Annotated in this window: 16 protein-coding genes and 1 riboswitch; of the genes, 8 read left to right on the top strand and 8 right to left on the bottom strand. The window is 72.6% G+C overall.

What is annotated here, in order from left to right; genetic code table 11:
* The first annotated feature begins 80 nt into the window (after positions 1-80).
* Positions 81-1,460, top strand: a complete 1,380-nt coding sequence (locus tag ABII15_RS23435; protein ID WP_353944254.1) for an SWIM zinc finger family protein — start codon at positions 81-83, stop codon at positions 1,458-1,460.
* A gap of 49 nt (positions 1,461-1,509) precedes the next feature.
* The gene (locus ABII15_RS23430; RefSeq protein ID WP_353944253.1) at positions 1,510-3,117 is read left to right on the top strand and encodes a DUF5691 domain-containing protein; all 1,608 of its coding nucleotides are present in this window, start codon (positions 1,510-1,512) and stop codon (positions 3,115-3,117) included.
* Between the two features lie 215 nt (positions 3,118-3,332).
* On the opposite strand, the gene ABII15_RS23425 is transcribed toward ABII15_RS23430, so the two are convergent.
* Complete coding sequence (locus ABII15_RS23425; RefSeq protein WP_353944252.1) at positions 3,333-3,749, bottom strand: cobalamin B12-binding domain-containing protein; 417 nt, start codon at positions 3,747-3,749, stop codon at positions 3,333-3,335.
* Between the two features lie 397 nt (positions 3,750-4,146).
* Here ABII15_RS23425 and ABII15_RS23420 point away from each other — a divergent pair, with 397 nt between their 5' ends.
* Positions 4,147-5,058 carry an alpha/beta fold hydrolase gene (locus ABII15_RS23420; protein WP_353944251.1) on the top strand — a complete coding sequence of 304 codons (912 nt, stop codon included), beginning with the start codon at positions 4,147-4,149 and terminating at the stop codon, positions 5,056-5,058.
* 209 nt (positions 5,059-5,267) lie between these two features.
* Positions 5,268-6,809 carry a M23 family metallopeptidase gene (locus tag ABII15_RS23415; RefSeq protein WP_353944250.1) on the top strand — a complete coding sequence of 514 codons (1,542 nt, stop codon included), beginning with the start codon at positions 5,268-5,270 and terminating at the stop codon, positions 6,807-6,809.
* 16 nt (positions 6,810-6,825) lie between these two features.
* Here the strand turns inward: ABII15_RS23415 and pcrA are convergent, their stop codons facing one another.
* Positions 6,826-9,324, bottom strand: coding sequence for a DNA helicase PcrA (gene pcrA, locus ABII15_RS23410; RefSeq protein WP_353944249.1), 2,499 nt, complete (start codon positions 9,322-9,324; stop codon positions 6,826-6,828).
* Between the two features lie 331 nt (positions 9,325-9,655).
* A riboswitch (cyclic di-AMP (ydaO/yuaA leader) is annotated at positions 9,656-9,824 on the top strand.
* A 7-nt stretch (positions 9,825-9,831) separates the two neighbouring features.
* Between pcrA and ABII15_RS23405 the strand changes: the two genes are divergently transcribed.
* Positions 9,832-11,025 carry an NlpC/P60 family protein gene (locus tag ABII15_RS23405; RefSeq protein WP_353944248.1) on the top strand — a complete coding sequence of 398 codons (1,194 nt, stop codon included), beginning with the start codon at positions 9,832-9,834 and terminating at the stop codon, positions 11,023-11,025.
* Between the two features lie 8 nt (positions 11,026-11,033).
* On the opposite strand, the gene ABII15_RS23400 is transcribed toward ABII15_RS23405, so the two are convergent.
* Positions 11,034-11,387 (bottom strand): hypothetical protein, encoded by a 354-nt coding sequence (locus ABII15_RS23400; protein WP_351452823.1) that lies wholly within the window; start codon positions 11,385-11,387, stop codon positions 11,034-11,036.
* Positions 11,388-11,701: 314 nt separating this feature from the next.
* On the opposite strand from ABII15_RS23400, the gene ABII15_RS23395 reads away from it, so the two are divergent.
* Positions 11,702-12,757 carry a C40 family peptidase gene (locus ABII15_RS23395; RefSeq protein ID WP_353944247.1) on the top strand — a complete coding sequence of 352 codons (1,056 nt, stop codon included), beginning with the start codon at positions 11,702-11,704 and terminating at the stop codon, positions 12,755-12,757.
* 40 nt (positions 12,758-12,797) lie between these two features.
* On the opposite strand, the gene ABII15_RS23390 is transcribed toward ABII15_RS23395, so the two are convergent.
* From ABII15_RS23390 to ABII15_RS23375, 4 genes are all read right to left on the bottom strand, one after another.
* Positions 12,798-14,273 carry an FG-GAP and VCBS repeat-containing protein gene (locus ABII15_RS23390; protein WP_353944246.1) on the bottom strand — a complete coding sequence of 492 codons (1,476 nt, stop codon included), beginning with the start codon at positions 14,271-14,273 and terminating at the stop codon, positions 12,798-12,800.
* Between the two features lie 130 nt (positions 14,274-14,403).
* A complete protein-coding gene (locus ABII15_RS23385; RefSeq protein WP_353944245.1) occupies positions 14,404-15,045 on the bottom strand; it encodes a LysE family translocator in 642 nt (213 codons plus the stop codon).
* Between the two features lie 61 nt (positions 15,046-15,106).
* Entirely contained in the window at positions 15,107-15,799 is a 693-nt protein-coding gene (locus tag ABII15_RS23380) for a response regulator transcription factor (RefSeq protein ID WP_353944244.1), read from the bottom strand.
* Complete coding sequence (locus ABII15_RS23375) at positions 15,796-17,106, bottom strand: PspC domain-containing protein (RefSeq protein ID WP_353944243.1); 1,311 nt, start codon at positions 17,104-17,106, stop codon at positions 15,796-15,798. The genes ABII15_RS23380 and ABII15_RS23375 overlap by 4 nt, the downstream gene beginning before the upstream one ends.
* Before the next feature lie 164 nt (positions 17,107-17,270).
* Between ABII15_RS23375 and ABII15_RS23370 the strand changes: the two genes are divergently transcribed.
* The gene (locus ABII15_RS23370) at positions 17,271-18,578 is read left to right on the top strand and encodes a PspC domain-containing protein (protein WP_353944242.1); all 1,308 of its coding nucleotides are present in this window, start codon (positions 17,271-17,273) and stop codon (positions 18,576-18,578) included.
* On the top strand, positions 18,532-18,780 hold the full coding sequence (locus ABII15_RS23365) for a hypothetical protein (protein WP_353944241.1): 249 nt from the start codon (positions 18,532-18,534) through the stop codon (positions 18,778-18,780). Before ABII15_RS23370 ends, ABII15_RS23365 begins: the two co-directional genes overlap by 47 nt.
* A gap of 73 nt (positions 18,781-18,853) precedes the next feature.
* Here the strand turns inward: ABII15_RS23365 and ABII15_RS23360 are convergent, their stop codons facing one another.
* Positions 18,854-19,372 (bottom strand): DoxX family protein, encoded by a 519-nt coding sequence (locus ABII15_RS23360; protein WP_353944240.1) that lies wholly within the window; start codon positions 19,370-19,372, stop codon positions 18,854-18,856.
* Positions 19,373-19,440: the final 68 nt, after the last annotated feature.

Raw genomic sequence — 19,440 nt, 5'->3', positions numbered from 1 at the left:
ATCGACGTCACGCTCACCATCACCGCAGGTCAGAGCGGTTTCCGGAGAGATTGTCAGTGGCGGGACCTACCGTCGCAGACATGACTCAGCAGGGGGTGCGCTGGACAGCGGACCAGGTGCTTGCACTGGCGCCTGACACCGCGTCACGCAAGGCGGGAAGCAAGCTCGGGACGGCGGGACCCTGGTCGCAGACCGGGAGTTCGGACGAGGGGGCGGTGTGGGGACTGTGCAAGGGCAGCGGCAGCAAGCCGTACCAGACGATCGTCGACACCGGCGGGGACTCCGGCGGCGGCAGCGGCCCGGCGTACAAGTGCAGTTGTCCGAGCCGGAAGTTCCCGTGCAAGCACGCGCTGGGACTGCTGCTGCTCTGGTCGGGCGGCGCCGGACAGGTGCCGGACGGGCAGGCACCGCCGGAGTGGACGGAGCAGTGGCTGGCGGGCCGCAGACAGCGGGCGGCGGCGAAGAGGACCGCGCAGGACGCTCCGGACGCCGGGAGCGCGCCGGCCGACCCGGATGCGGCCCGGCGCAGGGCGGAGCGGCGCGCGCAGCGGATCACCGCGGGCGCCACCGAGCTGGAGCAGCGCCTGACCGACCTGCTGCGCGGCGGCCTGGCCCAGGCGGAGCGGGCGGGGTACGGGCTGTGGGAGGAGACGGCGGCCCGCATGGTCGACGCGCAGGCCCCCGGACTCGCCGCCCGTGTGCGGGAGTTGGGGGCGATACCGGGCTCCGGCGCCGGGTGGCCGGTGCGGTTGCTTGAGGAGTGCGCGCTGCTCCATCTCCTCGATCAGGGCTGGCTGCACCGCGCCGGGCTGCCCGAGGACCTCGCGGCCACGGTCCGCTCCCGTGTCGGCCTGCCGACGCAGGCCACGCAGGCCGCGCAGCGGGACGACTGGCTGGTCCTCGCCCAGTACGACTCGGCGGACGGCCACCTCACCACGCGCCGCATCTGGCTGTACGGCACGGCGGCGCACCGCACCGCGCTCCTCCTCTCCTACGGCGCCGCGGGCCGCGCCCCGGCGCTGGCCCTGCCGGCCGGCCTGGCCCTGGACGCCTCGGTCGCGGGGTATCCCGGGGCGGGGACGCCGCGGGTGGAGCTGGGCGAGCAGTTCGGGGCGGCTCGGCCGACGGACGTACGCCCGGCGGGAGTCGATGTCGGGGCGGCGCTCGCGGCGTACGGCGAGGCGCTCACGGCCGACCCGTGGCTGGAGTCGTGGCCGGTGACCCTCACGGACGTCGTACCGGCCCGGGACCCCGACGGCGGAGGGTGGCAACTGGCCGACGCGGAGGGGAAGTCGGCCCTCCCCCTCGTACCGCAGGCGTCGGCGGCGTCCGGGCTGTGGCGGCTGGTCGCGGTGTCGGGCGGGGCGCCGGTGACGGTGTTCGGCGAGTGCGGGCACCGCGGTTTCCGCCCGCTGGCCACCTGGACCGGCGCCGCCGGTGACGTCATATCCCTGTGCTGAGGCGCACGTCGTCGCCCCGAGCCTCCCGGCCCGTCAGAAAGGAACCGGCATGACGCGGACCAGCACACCGCAGACCAGCACAACCACCCCGACCACCGCGCACACCTGGGACAGCCTCGTCACGGCTGCCCTGCTGGGCACGGAGCGGCGTTCGGGCACCAGCCCGCGCGCCCTGCTCGACGAGGCCGCCGCCCAGACCTTGCGGCACCGGGCGGGCCTGCGCCCGGCACCGGCCGTGGCGCTGCCCGAGCCCACCGGCGAGGACCCGCGCCCGCCGCTGCCCGCCGCCGCGCGCCGCCGCCTCGCGATGCTGCTCACCGACCGCCCCGGCACCGGCACCACCCGCCGCGGCTCCACGCCCGACCTGCTGGAACTGCTCCCGCAGTGGCTGGCCGCGGCCAATGAGCACGGGTACGCGCCACCGCCCGAACTGCTGCCCGCGCTGCTCGACGCGGCGCGCGGCCGCACCGATCTGCGCCCCCAGGCCCTCGCCTTCGCCGGACCGCGCGCCCTGTGGCTGGGCCGGCTCAACCCGGACTGGAAGTTCGCGCTGCGCGCCACTCCCGGCGCGAGCGCGGCGCTGCCCTCCCCCGAGGACACCGAGCGGGTCCGGCGGCTCTGGGAGGAGGGCCTGTTCGCGGAGCGGGTGGCGCTGCTCTCGATCGTCCGCGCGCACGACCCCGAGGCGGCCCGCACGCTCCTCGCGGACACCTGGGGCTCGGAGCGCGCCGAGGACCGGCTGATGTTCCTCGACTCCCTGCGCACCGGGCTCGACGACGCGGACGAGCCGTTCCTGGAGCGGGCGCTCAGCGACCGCAGCAGGAACGTGCGGGCGACGGCGGCCGAGCTGCTGTCCGCGCTGCCGGGCTCCGCGCTCGCCGGCCGCATGGCGGACCGGGCCCTGTCGTGCGTGGCGCTCGACCGGACGACGGCGACGATCATCATCGAGGCGCCGCACGAGTGCGACCCGGCGATGGAGCGCGACGGAGTCGTCGCCAAGCCGCCGGCGGGGCGGGGCGAGCGGTCCTGGTGGCTGGGCCAGTTGGTGGAGGCAGCCCCGCTCGACCGCTGGCCGGACCGGCTCGGCGGGCGCACCGCGCAGGAGATCGTGGCGCTGCCGGTGGCCGACGACTGGCAGGGCGAGCTGCACGCCGCGTGGTGCCGGGCGGCGGTGCGCCAGCACGACATCGGATGGTCGCGGGCGCTGCTCGGGCCCGCCACGGCGGCCGGGGCGGCGGGGCCCGGCGCGGTGTCGCTGGCGGAGCGGGCGAAGCTGCTCACCGCGCTGCCGCGGGGCGAACGGGCCGAGTGGGTGGGGCAGTTCATCGCGGCGCACGGGCTCTCCGAGGCGTTCCAGCTGCTCGGGGTGTGTGCCACGCCGTGGGCGGTGCCGCTCGGGCAGGCCGTCGTCGACGCACTGAACATCGCGCGTGACGCCGGGAGTTATCCGTGGAGCTTCAGTGGGGTGATGGGGCTGGCGGAGCGCTGCCTCGACCCGTCGGAGGTCGTCCGGCTGGAGGCGCTGACGGCCGCCGTGGAGGAACCGGAGGGGTCGGCGCCCGGGGCGGGTGGGTACTGGGGGGAGGCGTTTCAGCGGCTGGCCGGCACGTTGCGGCTGCGCCGGGCCATGCGGGACGAGTTGGTGCCGCCGGGTTGAGGGGGAGGCGGTTCGTCGTCGGGTGCCGGCCCGGTGGGGCTGGTCGCGCAGTTCCCCGCGCCCCTGTCGGGTTGTTCTTCACGCGCGCCCCGGTGGCCGCTTCTCGCGCAGTTCCCCGCGCCCCTGGAAGCGAGCTCCGCTCGCCCAGGGGCGCGGGGAACTGCGCGAGCGACCACGACGAGACCCGCGCCCGACGACCGGCCCCTCCCGGAGGGCTACGCTCCGGCGGGCTCCCGGACGTTCGTCCTGACCCACTCCACGATGGACGCCGTCGTCGCCCCGGGCGTGAAGATCTCCGCGACGCCCTTCTCCTTCAGCGGAGCGATGTCCGCCTCGGGGATGATGCCGCCGCCGAAGACCTTGATGTCGGCGGCGTCCCGCTCGGCCAGCAGCTCGATGACGCGCGCGAAGAGGGTGTTGTGCGCGCCCGAGAGGATGGAGAGACCGATCGCGTCGGCGTCCTCCTGGATGGCGGTGTCCACGATCTGCTCGGGGGTCTGGTGCAGCCCCGTGTAGATGACCTCCATACCGGCGTCGCGCAGGGCACGCGCGATCACCTTGGCCCCGCGATCGTGGCCGTCGAGCCCCGGCTTCGCGACGACCACGCGGATCGGACCGGCTGCCACACCCATCACTGCCTCCCTGAAGCGACTGACCCTCGGATACCCCGTCGTGGACAACCGAAGTGAACGAACGTTATCGACAGCATCCCGCAACCGCCCGTTTCACGGTGCGGACCGAGGGGGAAATCACACGGTGGGACACGTTCGCTGCGCGCCGCATCCCCGCTGGGCGGTTCATCCGCCGCATCCGGGACGGGCGCGAGGGGAGCCGCAACGAGATCGCCGCGCCACCGCGCCGTCAGCCGCACGGCACGGTGGCACGGTGTTCCCGTCGCCGTGCGGACCGACTCGCACGGACCGATGCGTCGGTACATCGGCCCGCGGCGCATCCGCCTGCTCGGCCGGCTCCTCAGGAGTGCACACGGGGGACAGCGAGGCCCCCCGTGCGCCGACGGGAGGTCGACCGATGAAGGTCACGAGGGCGCTGCCCTTTCGCCCGCACTGTCATCTGCTGCCCACGAGACTGGCCGGTCTGTCGATCGCGCTGCTGAAGGCGACCGCGCTGGAGCTGGCCATCCTGGCCGGGCATCTGCTCCTCTACCCCTCGGGCGTCCTCCCCGAACGACCAAGGCCCCCGGTCCTCCCGCCCGTTCCGCCGCTCGACACGGACCCGGAACCGGAGGTCCCGGAAGCGCCGGCGGCCACCGCGCCCCGCCTGCCGGCCCCGGCGAAGCCCCCGGTCCTGCTGCTGCACGGCTTCATCGACAACCGTTCCGTCTTCGTCCTGCTGCGCCGCACGCTGGCCCAGCACGGCGGCCAGCCGGTCGAGTCGCTCAACTACTCGCCGCTGACCTGCGACATCCGTGCCGCCGCCGCCCTGCTCGCCCGGCATGTGACGCAGTTGTGCGAGCGCACCGGGCAGCAGCGGATCGACATCGTCGGGCACAGCCTGGGCGGCCTCATCGCGCGCTACTACGTCCAGCGGCTCGGCGGCGACGCGCACGTCCGCACCCTCGTCACGCTCGGCACCCCGCACGGGGGCACCCGGGTCGTGCCGCTCGCGGACGCTCACCCGATCGTGCGGCAGATGCGGCCCGGCTCGTCGGTGATCGAGGAGTTGAACGAGCCGGCGCCCGGGTGCCGGACGCGTTTCGTGAGTTTCTGGAGCGACCTCGACCATTTGATGGTTCCGCTGGAGACGGCCTGCGTGGACCACCCCGACCTGCTCGTCCAGAACGTGCGGGTGACCGGCGTGGGACATCTGGCGCTGCCGGTGCACCCGGCGGTCGCGGCCGGTGTCCGGCAGGCCCTCGACGCCGCGCCCGCGACGGAAGGAGCCCGCGCCGCCGACTCGGTCGGCGGTCTGACGGTGGCCTGACGACGGCCTGACGGCCGCCCTGCTCGGCGCTGAGGTCGAACGTTTCTCGAACTCAGCGCCAAAGCTGTGCCCACAGTCCACCGAAAGACGGGCGATTGCCCGTTTCCGCGGGGCGGGAAACCTGCCGAAGATTGTCGCGCCCTCGTACTGCCGGGTACAGTCGCCGCACTGCTCTGGCAGCCCCTGTTGTCGAGGCGAAAGAGAAGTTGGTGAACGACCGTCATCCGTCGGGGACCGCGCACTACGCGGCACACGACGGTTACTCCACGACCAGCTTCGCCACCGATCCGCTCTTCGGTGACCTGCCGGGCGACAGCCCCTACGACACCGGTTCCCACGGCATCGGTTCCCAAGCGACCGGTTCCTACGACACGGGCTCCTACGACACCGGTCACTGGTACGCCGACCCCGGACACCAGCAGCAGTTCACCGACCCGTACGCGTCCTCGTACGACACCGGCAGCTACGACACGACCGGCGCCTGGCCCGCCTCCGGGTACCAGCAGACCGGCGGCATCCCGGCCCAGTCCGGCTCCGCCGGGCAGCAGCACACCGGCCAGTGGGACACGACGGCGTTCGCCGGCACGCAGACCTTCGAGACTCAGACGTTCGCGACCCAGACCTTCGAGGCCCCGGCCTTCGACACGCAGACGTTCGCGGCCCAGAGCTTCGAGACCCAGAGCTTCGAGACGCAGACCTTCGAGACCCAGGCCTTCCAGGCCCCGGCCTTCGACACGCAGACCCTCGACGCCCAGCACCTCGGCACGCAGACCCTCGACACGCAGACCTTCGAGTCGCCGGTCTTCGGTGCGACGGCGTACGACACGGGCGCCTACGACGCCACGCAGTGGAACTCCGCGGGCACCCCCGCCACGGACACCGGCCGGATGGAAGCCGTGCACGAGCCCGTGCCCGACGCCGCCCCGGACCACGACGCCGCCGAGCCGGTCGCGGAGCATCCCGAACCGGCCCCCGAGCAGCGGGAGTCCAGCTCGCGCGCCGCGGCCCGCGGCCGGTCCCGCCGCCGCACGCCCGCCAAGCGCTCCGCGCTCCTCACCATCGCCGTGCCGTCGGTGTGCGTGGTCGGCATCGCCGGAATCGCGGCGGCCTCGGTCGGGGTCGGCGGAAGCGACGACGACACCGGGACGCAGGCGATGACCGCGTCCGACGCGACCGCCGTGAAGCCGTCCGCGGCCAACAACAAGCTGGACACCCAGCTCGCCGATCTCTCCCAGGACGCCGGTGACTTCGCCGACCGGGCGAGCCGCACCCAGGAACGTATCGACCTGAAGGCCAAGCAGGAGGCGGACCGCAAGAAGGCCGCCGAGGAGGCCGCGCGCAAGGAGGCGGCGCGCCCGAAGTTCGCGCTGCCGGTGAAGCAGCGCGGGCTGAGCGCCTACTACGGACAGGCCGGCATCAACTGGATGTCCGTGCACTCCGGCATCGACTTCCCCGTGAGCTACGGGACTCCGGTGATGGCCGCGACGGACGGCACCGTACGGACGCAGTGGAACAGCGCGTACGGGAACATGGCGATAGTGACCGCCAAGGACGGCACCGAGACCTGGTACTGCCACCTCTCCGCGCACACCGTGATGAGCGGCCCGGTCAAGGCCGGGGACGTCATCGCGCGGTCGGGCAACTCCGGGAACTCGACCGGACCGCACCTGCACTTCGAGGTACGGCCCGGCGGCGGCTCCGCGATCGACCCCCTGCCGTGGCTGCGCAGCCACGGCCTGGATCCCACCTAGGCCAAGGGCCCCGCGACTACAGCTTCTCGACCGGCGCGTACCGCAGCAGCAGCCGCTTCGGCTTCGGGTCGCCGAAGTCGATCGTCGCCTCCGCGTTCGACCCCGAGCCGGTCACCCCGACCACCGTGCCCAGGCCGAACTGGTCGTGCGTGACGCGGTCGCCGACCGCCAGGGACACCACCGGCTTCTCGCTCGCCCGGCGCGTGGCGAACGCCGGGGTCGACGAGCGCGAGCGCGACGAGGACAGCGAGGCCGCGATCCCGCCGCCGATGCTCTTAGTCGAGACCGCCGGGGTCGACGGGCCCGTGCGCTTCCAGTCCAGGTGCGCGGCCGGAATCTCCTCCAGGAACCGCGACGGCGGGTTGTACGAGGGCTGGCCCCAGGCGCTGCGCATGGTGGACCGGGTCAGATACAGCCGCTCCCGCGCGCGCGTGATGCCCACATAGGCGAGCCGGCGCTCCTCCTCCAGCTCCTTGGTCTGGCCGAGCGAGCGCATGTGCGGGAAGACGCCGTCCTCCAGGCCCGTCAGGAAGACCACCGGGAACTCGAGGCCCTTGGCGGTGTGCAGGGTCATCAGGGTGATGACGCCGCTGCCGTCCTCGTCCTCGTCGGGGATCTGGTCGGAGTCCGCGACGAGGGCGACCCGCTCCAGGAAGTCGGAGAGCGTACCGCCGGAGGCCACGGCCTCGGCACCGTCGGCACCCTCACCGTCCGCAGCCGCCTGCGCCTGCTCCTGCTCGAACTCCAGTGCCACGGCGGCGAGTTCCTGGAGGTTCTCGATGCGGGTCTCGTCCTGCGGGTCGGTGGACGCCTGGAGTTCGGCGAGGTATCCGGTGCGCTCCAGGACCGCCTCGAGGACCGTCGCCGGGCCCGCGCCCGACTCGACGATCGTGCGCAGGTCCTCCATGAGGGTGTTGAACCGCTTCACCGCGTTCGTCGAGCGGGCCGCCATGCCGTACGCCTCGTCGACGCGGCGCAGCGCCTGCGCGAAGCTGATCTTCTCGCGCAGCGACAGGGCGTCGATCATCGCCTCGGCGCGGTCGCCGATGCCGCGCTTCGGCACGTTCAGGATCCGGCGCAGCGGGACGGAGTCCTCCGGGTTGGAGAGCACCCGCAAATAGGCCAGGACGTCCCTGACCTCCTTGCGCTCGTAGAAGCGGACGCCGCCGACGACCTTGTACGGCAGGCCGACGCGGATGAAGACCTCTTCGAAGACACGGGACTGCGCGTTCGTCCGGTAGAAGACGGCGACGTCGCCGGCCTGGGCGTCGCCCGCGTCCGTGAGGCGGTCGATCTCGTCGGCGATGAACTGGGCCTCGTCGTGCTCGGTGTCCGCGACGTAGCCGGTGATCTGGGCGCCCGCTCCCGCGTTCGTCCACAGGTTCTTGGGGCGGCGGGACTCGTTGCGCTCGATGACCGCGTTGGCCGCCGAGAGGATCGTCTGCGTGGAGCGGTAGTTCTGCTCCAGCATGATCGTCGTCGCGTTCGGGTAGTCCTCCTCGAAGTCGAGGATGTTGCGGATCGTGGCGCCGCGGAAGGCGTAGATCGACTGGTCGGCGTCACCGACGACGCACAGCTCGGCCGGGTCCGCGTCCTCGCCGTCCGCCGGGCCCACCAGCTCCTTGACCAGCGCGTACTGCGCGTGGTTCGTGTCCTGGTACTCGTCGACCATGACGTGGCGGAAGCGGCGGCGGTAGTGCTCGGCGACGTCGGGGAACGCGCGCAGCAGGTTCACCGTCGTCATGATCAGGTCGTCGAAGTCCAGCGCGTTCGCCTCGCGGAGGCGGGACTGGTACATCGCGTAGGCCTGGGCGAGGGTCTTCTCGAAGCCGTCCGCGGCCTGCCCGGCGAAGTCCTCCTCGTCGATCAGCTCGTTCTTCAGGTTGCTGATCTTGGCGCTGAAGGACTTCGGCGGGAACTTCTTCGGGTCCAGGTCCAGGTCCCGGCAGACCAGGGCCATGAGGCGCTTGCTGTCGGCGGCGTCGTAGATCGAGAAGGAGGACGTGAAGCCCAGCTTCTTGCTCTCGCGGCGCAGAATGCGCACGCACGCGCTGTGGAAGGTCGACACCCACATCGCGTTCGCCCGCGGGCCGACCAGGGACTCGACGCGCTCCTTCATCTCGCCCGCGGCCTTGTTCGTGAACGTGATCGCGAGGATCTGGCCCGGGTGGGCGCCGCGCTCGGCGAGCAGGTACGCGATGCGGTGCGTCAGGACGCGGGTCTTGCCGGAGCCGGCGCCCGCGACGATGAGCAGGGGCGAGCCGCCGTGGACGACGGCCGCGCGCTGATTCTCGTTCAACCCCTCCAGGAGGGATTCCGGATCGACCGCCGGGCGCGGGGCGCCGTCCCGGTAGTACGCGTCCCTGGCCGGGGGCACGTCGAACTTCCCGCCGAACAGATCGTCCGGAATCGGCTCCGGAGCGCCGTCGTCCGCGGGGTCCTCGGGCGGCGGCGGGGGCTGCTCCGCGCCGCTCTGGAGGCTGGCCAGGAAACTGTCGTCAAAGAGGCTGCTCATCGCCGTACGAGTCTAGGCCGCCCCACTGACAGACCGCCGCCGCCTTTGCGATACCGGGCTTCCGGCGCCCCGCGGGGGCCGGGCGCGGCGCGTTCCGCATGACGCAGATCACTCGGCCGCGCCCCGGCTCGCCACATCGGCGCACAGCCGGGCAAAACGATCGGGAAACAGGCCCCAGACATCCCTCCGGCACCCGTCCGTTCCCCCACCCGCGCCAAGGTCACGAAAATGTATCGGGCATATCGCACATCAACCTTCACAGCGGCAACACGAGTTGGCTACGGTGCTGCGCGGGCAGCCCGTCCCCCCGTCCGCGGTCGTCGCGGCGAGCGGGCAGCCCCCGCCGAGTTCCGTACGCCGTGAGGCAGGGAACCGGGGACCCACCGACCTTGGGGTGAATCGGCTCGACGGCCCGGCAGCACGGGGCGGTGGACCGTAGGGCAACCTTCCGCAGGCCCGAACCCGACAGCTAACCCGGTAGGCGGATGACGGAAGGAGTCGCCAGTCTTGGCGTCGCACCGCAAGCCGCGCAACCGCTCCCGGATCGCCGGCGGCCTTCGCACGACCCCCGCGATCGGCATCACGACCGCCGCCCTCACCTCGGTTGCCCTGCTCTCGCAGACGGCGCAGGCCGCCCCGGCGCAGCCGGACCGGCCGAGCCTGGAGGAGGTGCAGAAGAAGGTCGACAGCCTGTACCGCGAGGCCGAGGTCGCCACGCAGAAGTACAACGCGGCCAAGGAGCAGACGGCCGGCAAGAAGCGGCAGGTCGACCAGCTCCTCGACGACATCGCGCGGCGCACCGAGAAGATGAACGAGGCCCGCCAGGAGCTGGGCCGGTTCGCCGCCGAGCAGTACCGCTCGGGCGGGATGAGCAACACCGCGACGATGTTCCTCGCCGACAACCCCGAGGACTACTTCGCGCAGGACCAGCTGCTCAGCCGGATGACGAACGAGCAGAAGAAGGCCGTCGACGACTTCCAGGACGAGCAGCGCAGGACCGCGAGGAAGCGCACGGAGGCCCAGGAGAACCTGCGGCAGCTCTCCGGCTCCCAGGAGGAGCTGCAGAGCTCCAAGCAGGCCGTGCAGACGAAGCTGGCGGACGCCCGGCAGCTGCTGTCGAAGCTGACCGCGCAGGAGAAGGCCCGGCTCGCGCGGATCGCGAAGGCCAAGGAGGAGGCGGCCCGTGAGAAGGCCGCCGAGCTGGCGCGGAAGCAGAAGGAGGCGGAGGAGGCCAAGCGCAAGGAGGCCGAGGAGAAGGCGGCCCAGGAGGGCGCGTCGGGCTCCGGTTCGACGGGCTCGGAGTCAGGCTCCTCGGGCTCCTCGGGCTCCTCGTCCGGCTACGCCGCCAAGGCCGCGCAGGCCCTCGCCTTCGCCAAGGCCCAGGAGGGCAAGCCGTACGTGTGGGGCGCGACGGGCCCCGGCTCCTACGACTGCTCGGGGCTGACCCAGGCCGCGTGGAAGGCCGCCGGCATCACGCTGCCGCGCACCACCTGGGACCAGGTGGAGGTCGGCACGACGGTGTCGCTCTCCGACATCCAACCCGGTGACCTGGTGTTCTTCTACGACGACATCAGTCACGTGGGGCTCTACCTCGGCGACGGGATGATGATCCACGCCCCGAAGCCGGGCGCCTATGTGCGCGAGGAGTCCATCTACTACGACGGCACCTCGTCGATCCACAGCGTGGTGCGCCCGGCCTGACGCGACCGTCAGGTCCAGAGCACCGCGATGAAGATGTTCGCGACGGTGAGCGCGCCGACCGTCGCGAACAGGCCCTTCTCCGCGACCTCGTCGTCCCGCTTCACGTAGACGATGCCGAGGATCACGATCAGGATCGCGAGCTTCACGCCGATCTTGATGTTGTTGACGGTGTTGTCGTCGGCCTGATTGAGGCCGACCAGGGCGACACCGGTCACCAGCATGGTCAGGGCGCCGTGCAGCATCGCCTTGTTGAAGCGGGCGGTGCCCTTGCCCATCGCGGACATCTGCGTGAGGAAGCCGCCGAGCAGCGAGGCGATGCCGATGATGTGCAGGCCGACGAAGAGATGGATGAGTACGTCCATGGTTCCGGAGCCTAACGGGACGGATGGGACGCCCCGCCACCGATCCCCCGAGAGCACTCCCGGCCACCGGACGGTCACCCTCTGACGCGGTCGGCAACAAAGGGAGCAGTTCCGAACAATCCATCACCAACCCGTTACGTCGAGGTTTAGCGTCCTTGCTCAGGTGACCGGCTCCCCACCGCCGCCCGGGCCAGGGGCGGCAGTCGGACACCACCGCCGAGGAGGATCCGGCGGCGGCCCGTTCCCCCTGTGCGGGCCGTCGCCGGGCGTATACCGACGGCGGTCGTGACGCCCCCGGAAGGACGTGGCGCTTCGTGCCGGCAGCGCATCGCAAGCCCAGGCAGCGCTCGCTCAGCGGCCAGACGGCCCGTACCGCGGCCACCCTCGCCCTCGCCTCCGCGGCGGGCGCCACCGCCTTCGACAGCGGTACGGCGCACGCGGAGCCGGAGCTCAGCCCGGCCCAGGTCAAGGCGAAGGTCGACCGGCTCTACCAGGAGGCGGAGGTCGCCACCGACAAGTACAACGGCGCCCAGGAGGACGCCGACAAGGCCCGCAAGAAGGTCAGGGCGCTCCAGGACGAGGCGGCCCGGCGCGAGGCCGCCCTGAACTCCGAGCGGCAGCGCCTCGGCTCGACGGCGGCCGCCCAGTACCGCACCGGCGGCATCGACCCGTCCCTGCAACTGCTGCTCTCCTCCTCCCCCGACCGCTATCTCGACGAGGCGTCCCTCGTCGACCGGGTCGGCACCCGGCAGGCGGCGACGATCAGCCGGGTCCGCGCCCGGCTGCGGGACGTGGAGCAGTTGCGCGGCCAGGCCGACGGCCAGGTCTCCGAACTGCGCGCGAAGCAGCGGGAGCTGGCCCGGCAGAAGAAGACCGTCACGCACAAGCTGGGCCAGGCCCGCGATCTGCTGGACCGGCTCTCCCCCGCCCAGCGCGCCGTCGCCGAGGGCACCACGGCCGGCACCGACCGCGCCTCCCGGTCCACCGCGGGCCGGACGGCTCCGACGGCCGACGCCCCTAGCTCCCGTGCGGCGGCGGCCATCGCGTACGCGCGCCAGGCCCTCGGCAGCCCCTACGTCTGGGGTGCGACGGGTCCGAACGCCTTCGACTGCTCCGGCCTGACCCAGGCCGCGTACCGGGCGGCGGGCGTCTCCCTCCCCCGCACCACCTACGCGCAGATCAACGCGGGGCAGCGCGTCTCACGCTCCCAGCTGCAACCCGGCGACCTGGTCTTTTTCTACTCCGGCATCAGTCACGTCGGCCTCTACATCGGCAACGGCGAGATGATCCACGCCCCGAACCCGAGCGCCCCGGTACGGATCGCACCGATCGACCAGATGCCCTTCGCGGGGGCGGCCCGGGTGGCGTGAGCGCGCGGCGCCCTCGGTCGGGGGTGACCGCGCGGGTCGGCTACGGAATCGTCACGGTGGGGCCGTTGTCGCCGCTCAGGTTCGCGCCGAACCAGGCCTTCGCCGACGGGGCGCCGATGTCCGTCGGGTTGATCGCCACCGAGTTGGTGGCCGTCAATCCGGCCGTGGCGCCGCGCAGTTGCCACACCGCGCCGGCGTTGACGACGCTGCCCAGGTCCTCGCCGGGCGCGCCCGCGACCAGGTCCGCCTTGCCGTCGCCCGTCACGTCGAGCAGCCGCACCGCGCCGCCGAACGCGTCACCGGCCTCCGCGACGCCCGGCACACCGGCCGTGTCCTGGTGGAACGCCTGCGCGCCGGTGCCGGTGAGTCCGCCGCTGCCGCCCTTGAGCAGCACCACGGCGCCGGCCAGCTTCTTCGAGCCGATCGCCTCGCCGGGGACGCCGACGGCCAGGTCGGCGTAGCCGTCGCCGGTCACGTCGGCCGCGTTCAGGCGCGAGCCGAACTGGTCGCCCTTCTCACTCGCCCCGGGCACGCCCGCCGTGCTCTGCGTGATCGTCTTCGTACGGGTCCTGCTGGGGCCGGTCGCCGAGCCGTAGAAGATCTTGACGGTGCCGGGGTCCGTCTCGGTGCCCTCGGTGAGCTCGCCCGGCCAGACGCGGGTGGCGAGGTCGGCCTTGCCGTCCTTGTCGAAGTCGCCGACCGCGGCGGCGGCCGCGGAGGGCAGGGCCGTGTAGGTCGCGGAGAGGCCGTTCTTGGTGCCGAGCCAGAGCTTGCCGCCCTCGGCGTGGTTCTCGTAGACGTAGAAGGTCGCGAGGTCGTCGATGCCGTCGCCGTTGAAGTCGCCCGAGGTGGTGGTGTTGATGAAGTTGTCGGTGCTGTACACCTTCACCTGCTGCTCACGGGCGGGCACGCCGTCGCGGCCGATGGGGCCGTAGAGGACGCCGTGGTAGTCGTAGTCGTCGCCGTGGTCCATGAACAGGTCGGTGTGGCCGTCGCCGTCGAAGTCGCCGGCGGTCAGGTCCTCGCCGATCGAGGTGTTCGCCGGGGCGGCGATCCGGGCGGCGCCCTCGCCGGTCATGCCGCCCTTGCGGCCCCACAGGACCGTCACAGCTCCGTTGACCTGGGCGGTCGCGTCGTACTCGCTGGAGACCGCGGCCAGGTCGGTCAGGCCGTCGCCGTCCAGGTCGCGGGAGACCAGCGCGTAGCCGAACTTGTGGTCGTCGCCGGAGGCGCCGGGCACCCCCGCGGTGTCCTGGGTGAAGACCTTGGTGCGCGCCGGGTCGATGCCGTGCGCCGAGCCGTAGCTGACGGTGATGTACCCGGCCCAGGTGTGGCCGCCGACCTTCGCCTGCGGGGCGGCGACGGCGACGTCCTGGTAGCCGTCGCCGTCGAAGTCCTCGCGCACGGTGGTGGCACGGGTCTGCGCGGACGCGGTCCCGGCGATGAGGGGTACGCCGAGCGAACCGATCATCGCGGCGGCTATGGCGGTCGACAGGACGGGTCTGCGGATGGACACGGTTCCTCCTTGGGGCGCGAGCGGCGCGGCACTGCGGCACGTACGCGTGAACGTGAAGGTGAGTCGTCTGCGAGACGCGCGTGAACGGCGGATGGTTGCACGCCGAAGCCCACATGAACCCGGGAGTACGTCAGTCCTTGCGGCCCTGCACCGCGACGGTGACCCCGAGCCCGACCATCGCGAGCCCGCCGAGGCCGCCGACCGCGGCGAGCCGGCGCGGTGAGCGGGCGAACCAGTCGCGGGCGGTGGCGGCCACGAGTCCCCAGAGGCTGTCCGACGCCACCGCGATGACGTTGAACACCAGCCCGAGCAGCAGCATCTGGAGGGCGGTGTGCCCGGCCTCGCGGTCCACGAACTGGGGCAGGACCGCCGCGAAGAAGACGATGGTCTTGGGGTTCGCGACGCCGACCGCGAACCCCTCCCAGAAGGTTCGCGAACTCTTCGCGGGCTGCCCGTCGGCCGCGGCGAACACCGTCTGCAGCGACCGGCGCTGACGGATCGCCTGCACGCCCAGGTAGACCAGGTAGGCGGCGCCCGCCAGCTTCAGCACGGTGAAGACGGCGATCGAGCGTTCCACGACCGCGCCGACGCCGAGGGCGACGGCGGCGACGAGGACGTACGACCCCGCCGTGTTCCCGGCGACCGTGGTCAGCGCGGCGCGGCGGCCCTGGGAGAGGGCCCGGCCGACGACGAACAGGACGCTCGGGCCGGGGATGACGATGAGGAGGAGGGACATCGCGGCGAAGGCGAGAAGCCGGTCGGTGGACATCATGCAGCCATAAGGGCACAGGGGTGCCCGTCCCGTCCACCGAGTAGGAGGAGCGGGCCGGCGGTCAGACCAGGCGCCGCGCCGTCGCCCACCGGGTCAGCTCGTGCCGGTTGGACAGCTGGAGCTTCCTGAGCACCGCCGAGACGTGCGACTCGACCGTCTTCACCGAGATGAAGAGCTGCTTGGCGATCTCCTTGTACGCGTAGCCGCGGGCGATCAGGCGCAGCACCTCGCGCTCGCGCTGGGTGAGCCGGTCCAGGTCCTCGTCGACCGGCGGCGCGTCCGTGGAGGCGAACGCGTCGAGCACGAAGCCCGCGAGCCGCGGGGAGAACACCGCGTCACCGTCCTGGACCCGGAAGATCGAGTCGACCAGGTCGGTGCCGGTGATGGTCTTGGTGACGTAACCGCGGGCACCGCCGCGGATCACGCCGATCACGTCCTCCGCCGCGTCCGACACGGACAGCGCGAGGAAGCGCACCGGGTGCTCGGCGTCGGCCATCAACGCCGCGCTGCGGCGCAGCACTTCGACGCCGCCGCCGCCCGGGAGGTGGACGTCGAGGAGCACGACCTCGGGGCGGGTCGCCGTGATGACGGTGACCGCCTGGTCGACGTCGGCCGCCTCGCCGACGACCTCGACGCCCGTCGTCCCGGTGCGGCCGATCTCGGCCTGGACGCCGGTCCGGAACATCCTGTGGTCGTCGACCAGGACCACCCGCACGTGCCGTCCGGGGCCCTGCTCCGCCGCTGCGTCGGTCATGACGTCCTCTCCGCCCTCTTCATGGTCAGTTCGACCTCGGTGCCGCCGTCGGGCACCGCCCGCAGACGGGCCGTCCCGCCGTTGCGTTCCATCCGGCCGATGATCGATTCTCTTACGCCCATGCGGTCGGCGGGCACGGCGTCCATGTCGAAGCCCGGACCGCGGTCGCGTACGGACACGAACACCTCGACCCCCTCGGACGTCGTCTCGATCTCCGCGTAGACCTGCACCGCGCCGCCCTCGCCACCGTACTTGGCGGCGTTCACCATCGCCTCCCTCGCGGCCTGCATCTGTGCCGTGAGGGCCTCGTCGAGCGGGCAGTCGCCGACGACCACGACCTCCAGGGGGACGCCGTGCTTGTCCTCGACCTCGGCCGCATTGCGCTTCACGGCCTCCGCGACCGTCTCGGGCTCCTGCGGGTTCTCGGCGGCGGCCGGCTTGTAGAGCCAGGCCCGCAGGTCGCGCTCCTGGGCGCGGGCGAGGCGGCGCACCTCGCCCGCGTTGTCCGCGTTGCGCTGGATCAGGGTCAGGGTGTGCAGCACCGAGTCGTGGACGTGGGCGGCGACCTCGGCCCGCTCCTGCGCGCGGATGCGCATCAGGCGCTCCTCGGAGAGGTCCTGCGTCATGCGGATCAGATAGGGGCCCGCGAGCAGCGCGATGCCGACCAGGACGGCGAGCGCCGCCTGGAGGATCGAGCCGAGGTGCTCGGTGGAGCCCTGGGTGACGAAGATGCCGGTCACGCCCGCGCCGACCAGGACGACTCCGGCGGCGGCGCGCGCCAGGTTCAGGGTGCGTCTGCGGCGGCCGACCTCGGCCCAGCGGGCCCTGCGCGCGTTGTCCGCCTGGCGCCAGACCAGGGCGACACCCGCGCCGACCAGCACGGTGGGGACGAGGTAGGCCTTGGTGTTGCCGGACAGGTGCACGTTCTGTACGAAGATCATCGCGACGATGACCATCAGGACCAGCGCGAGGATCTGCCCCTTGTCGGGGCGGCGCGCCACCAGTCTGCGGCGGCCGTCGGCGGAGACCTCCGTGGTGAGCACCGACGAGGCCGTGGGCCGGGGGTCGGTGCCGACGCCGCCGATGCCCAGCGGGACGAAGAACCAGAACGCGGCGTACAGCAGGGCGCCGAGCCCGTCGGCCATGAACAGGCCGACGAAGACCAGCCGCACCCAGACGACGGGCAGGCCGAGATGCCCGGCCAGGCCCCGCGCGACTCCGCCCAGCCAGCGTCCGTCGCTGCTGCGGTAGAGCTTGCGCGGCGGCCGCGGGTCTTCCACGAGAGGGGCGGTCGCTGCTTCCGGCATGGCACCGATCGTCACACGGCGGGGCGGCACGGGGCATCAGGGTCGGGCCCGGATACGTCCCTGATCTCCGGGCCGGCCGCGGTGGGTGCCTCAGGGACGATCTCAGGGTCCGGCCAGGGTTGTCCCGACTCCCGCCGACGGCCCGGGCCCGCCACCATGGACGTATGACGCACGAGGATGCCCCGGCCGCCACCGCGGTCCCGGGCGGGGAGCCGGAGCCCGCGCCGCTGCGGCGGTTCCGCCGGGACCGCCGGCACAAGACGCTGGGCGGGGTCTGCGCGGGGCTCGGCCGGCACTGCGACATGGACCCGGTGATCTTCCGGATCGGCCTGGCCGTGCTCGCCGTGACCGGCGGGGTGGGCCTGATCTTCTACGGCTTCGCATGGCTGTTCGTGGCCTACGACGACGAGGACGAGAACGAGTTCAGGAAGCTGCTCACCGGGCGGGTCGACGGGCCCGGGCTGGCCGCCATCGTCACCGCGCTGGTCGGCTGCGGCGTCTTCCTGTCCATGCTGAACAACGGCGGGGCGCTGTCCTTCGCCGCCGTCCTCGCCCTGCTCCTGGCCGGTGCCGGGTACTGGTCGCAGCGGCGCACCACCACCGCCGAGGCCGATCCGGTCGCCGCGCAGGCCGTCGCCGACGCGCCGCCCGAGGCGCAGGCGCCGCCGGTCGCCGGGGCGCCGTCGTGGTGGCGCGATCCGATCGTCAAGGACGGTACGCACGTGGGGGGCACCGGGTACTTCTGGGGGCCGCCGGACATGGCGCGGGCCGCCGCGGCGCCCTCCGGGGGCGGCACGGGCGGGTGGGGGCGGCCCGATGCCGTGCGGCCCCCGCGGCCGCCCGGGCCGCGCGGCATCGGGGCGCTCACGTTCCTCGGCGCGCTCGTCGCCGGGCTGGTCGGGGCCGGGGTCACCTGGGACGACCGGTCGCTCGGCCACAGCCTGCAGACCGGGCTGGCCTGCGCGCTGGCCGTCTTCGGGCTCGGCATCGCGGTCAGCGCCTTCCGCGGGCGCACCGGCGTCGGTTCGATCGTGCTCGCCGTCATCACGGCGGGGCTGCTCACGGCGTCCGCCGCGCTGCCCTCCAACATCGGTACGCGGTGGATGCACCGGGACTGGACGCCCGCGAGCGCCGCCGACGTCTCCGGCAAGTACGAGCTGGGGTCCGGGGTCGGCACGCTCGATCTCGGCAAGGTGCGGGTCGGCGCGGGGAAGACGGTGTCCGTGCACGTCGAGGTGGGCGCCGGGCAGGCGCGGGTCGTGGTGCCGGCGGACGCGACGGTGGAGCTGCGTGCCGAGGTCGGGGTCGGGGACGTCCAGTTGCCCGGGGACGCCTCGAACGACGTCGACGTCCAGCCGGGCGTCGAGAAGCGTGCGACGCTCGAACCGCCGGCCGGCACCGAGGCCTCCGGCACGGTCGAGCTGCATGTCGAGGTCGGGGTCGGACAGGTGGAGGTCTCCCGTGCGTCATGAATTCCGTCCCGGGCGGTTGGTGGCCGGGGTCGTGCTGGTGGTGACCGCCGTCGTGTATTTCGGGGACGCGGGCGGAGCGTGGGTCACTCCGTGGTTCGTGGCGATTCCGTTGGTGGTCGGGGGGTTGTGTCTGGCCGGGGCCGTGGGGACGGTCGCCCATGGGGTGCGGCGGCGCCGGGCTCAGGGCTCCGCCCGGTCGTGACCAAGCTGCGGCTTGGTGGGGCTTCTCGCGCAGTTCCCCGGGCCGCGGCCGGGATGCGACCGGTGGCCCCGAGTCAGAGGCCGCGCCTACGGCCCCGCCACCACGCGTCCACCGACCACACCGCCGCCCCGGCCAGAATCAGCGGCAGCCACGCCATCAGGTACGCCAGGTCGTTGCCGAGGTAGTACGGCTCCGTCTGCCAGCTCACGGTCAGCCACAGGCTGAGCGAGATGAGCGCGCCGCCCACCGCCGCGATCCGGGCCAGCACCCCGAGCAGCGTGCCGATACCGACCGCCAGCTCGCCGAAGGCGATCGCGTAGCCGAACCCCGAAGGAGACTTCAGCGCCAGATCGACGAGCGCCGGAATCGCGGAGCTGTCGCGCACCCCGCGCATCTGCTCCCCGATGGACCCGGCCCCGGTCGCCTTGAAGAACGCGCTGTCGCTGAGTTTGTCGTACGCCGCGTAGATGAACGTGATGCCGAGGAAGATGCGCAGCGGCACCAGCGCGTACCGCTGCGCGGTCGCCCGCCAGTCCCCGCGTCCCCTGTCGACATATCCGGTGTACGCGTCGGTCCGCATGCCGTGAGCCATCGCCGCTCCGCCGCCTCTCGCGCCCTGGGCGCTCCACACGCCTTTACCCGACCATACGTACGAGAGAC

This window comes from Streptomyces sp. HUAS MG91 (assembly GCF_040529335.1).
Classification (GTDB): Bacteria; Actinomycetota; Actinomycetes; order Streptomycetales; family Streptomycetaceae; genus Streptomyces; species Streptomyces tabacisoli.
The sequence above is the reverse complement of the archived record's forward strand: the minus strand, read 5'-3'. Positions and strand labels throughout refer to the sequence as shown.

What these genes read in the sequence shown, in the direction of transcription:
- ABII15_RS23385 (WP_353944245.1), bottom strand. Translation starts at nt 15,045, where the DNA reads ATGATGTCCACCGACCGGCTTCTCGCCTTCGCCGCGATGTCCCTCCTC.
- ABII15_RS23375 (WP_353944243.1), bottom strand. Translation starts at nt 17,106, where the DNA reads ATGCCGGAAGCAGCGACCGCCCCTCTCGTGGAAGACCCGCGGCCGCCG.
- pcrA (WP_353944249.1), bottom strand. Translation starts at nt 9,324, where the DNA reads ATGAGCAGCCTCTTTGACGACAGTTTCCTGGCCAGCCTCCAGAGCGGC.
- ABII15_RS23370 (WP_353944242.1), top strand. Translation starts at nt 17,271, where the DNA reads ATGACGCACGAGGATGCCCCGGCCGCCACCGCGGTCCCGGGCGGGGAG.
- ABII15_RS23360 (WP_353944240.1), bottom strand. Translation starts at nt 19,372, where the DNA reads ATGGCTCACGGCATGCGGACCGACGCGTACACCGGATATGTCGACAGG.
- ABII15_RS23425 (WP_353944252.1), bottom strand. Translation starts at nt 3,749, where the DNA reads ATGGGTGTGGCAGCCGGTCCGATCCGCGTGGTCGTCGCGAAGCCGGGG.
- ABII15_RS23430 (WP_353944253.1), top strand. Translation starts at nt 1,510, where the DNA reads ATGACGCGGACCAGCACACCGCAGACCAGCACAACCACCCCGACCACC.
- ABII15_RS23435 (WP_353944254.1), top strand. Translation starts at nt 81, where the DNA reads ATGACTCAGCAGGGGGTGCGCTGGACAGCGGACCAGGTGCTTGCACTG.
- ABII15_RS23380 (WP_353944244.1), bottom strand. Translation starts at nt 15,799, where the DNA reads ATGACCGACGCAGCGGCGGAGCAGGGCCCCGGACGGCACGTGCGGGTG.
- ABII15_RS23365 (WP_353944241.1), top strand. Translation starts at nt 18,532, where the DNA reads ATGTCGAGGTCGGGGTCGGACAGGTGGAGGTCTCCCGTGCGTCATGAA.
- ABII15_RS23400 (WP_351452823.1), bottom strand. Translation starts at nt 11,387, where the DNA reads ATGGACGTACTCATCCATCTCTTCGTCGGCCTGCACATCATCGGCATC.
- ABII15_RS23420 (WP_353944251.1), top strand. Translation starts at nt 4,147, where the DNA reads ATGAAGGTCACGAGGGCGCTGCCCTTTCGCCCGCACTGTCATCTGCTG.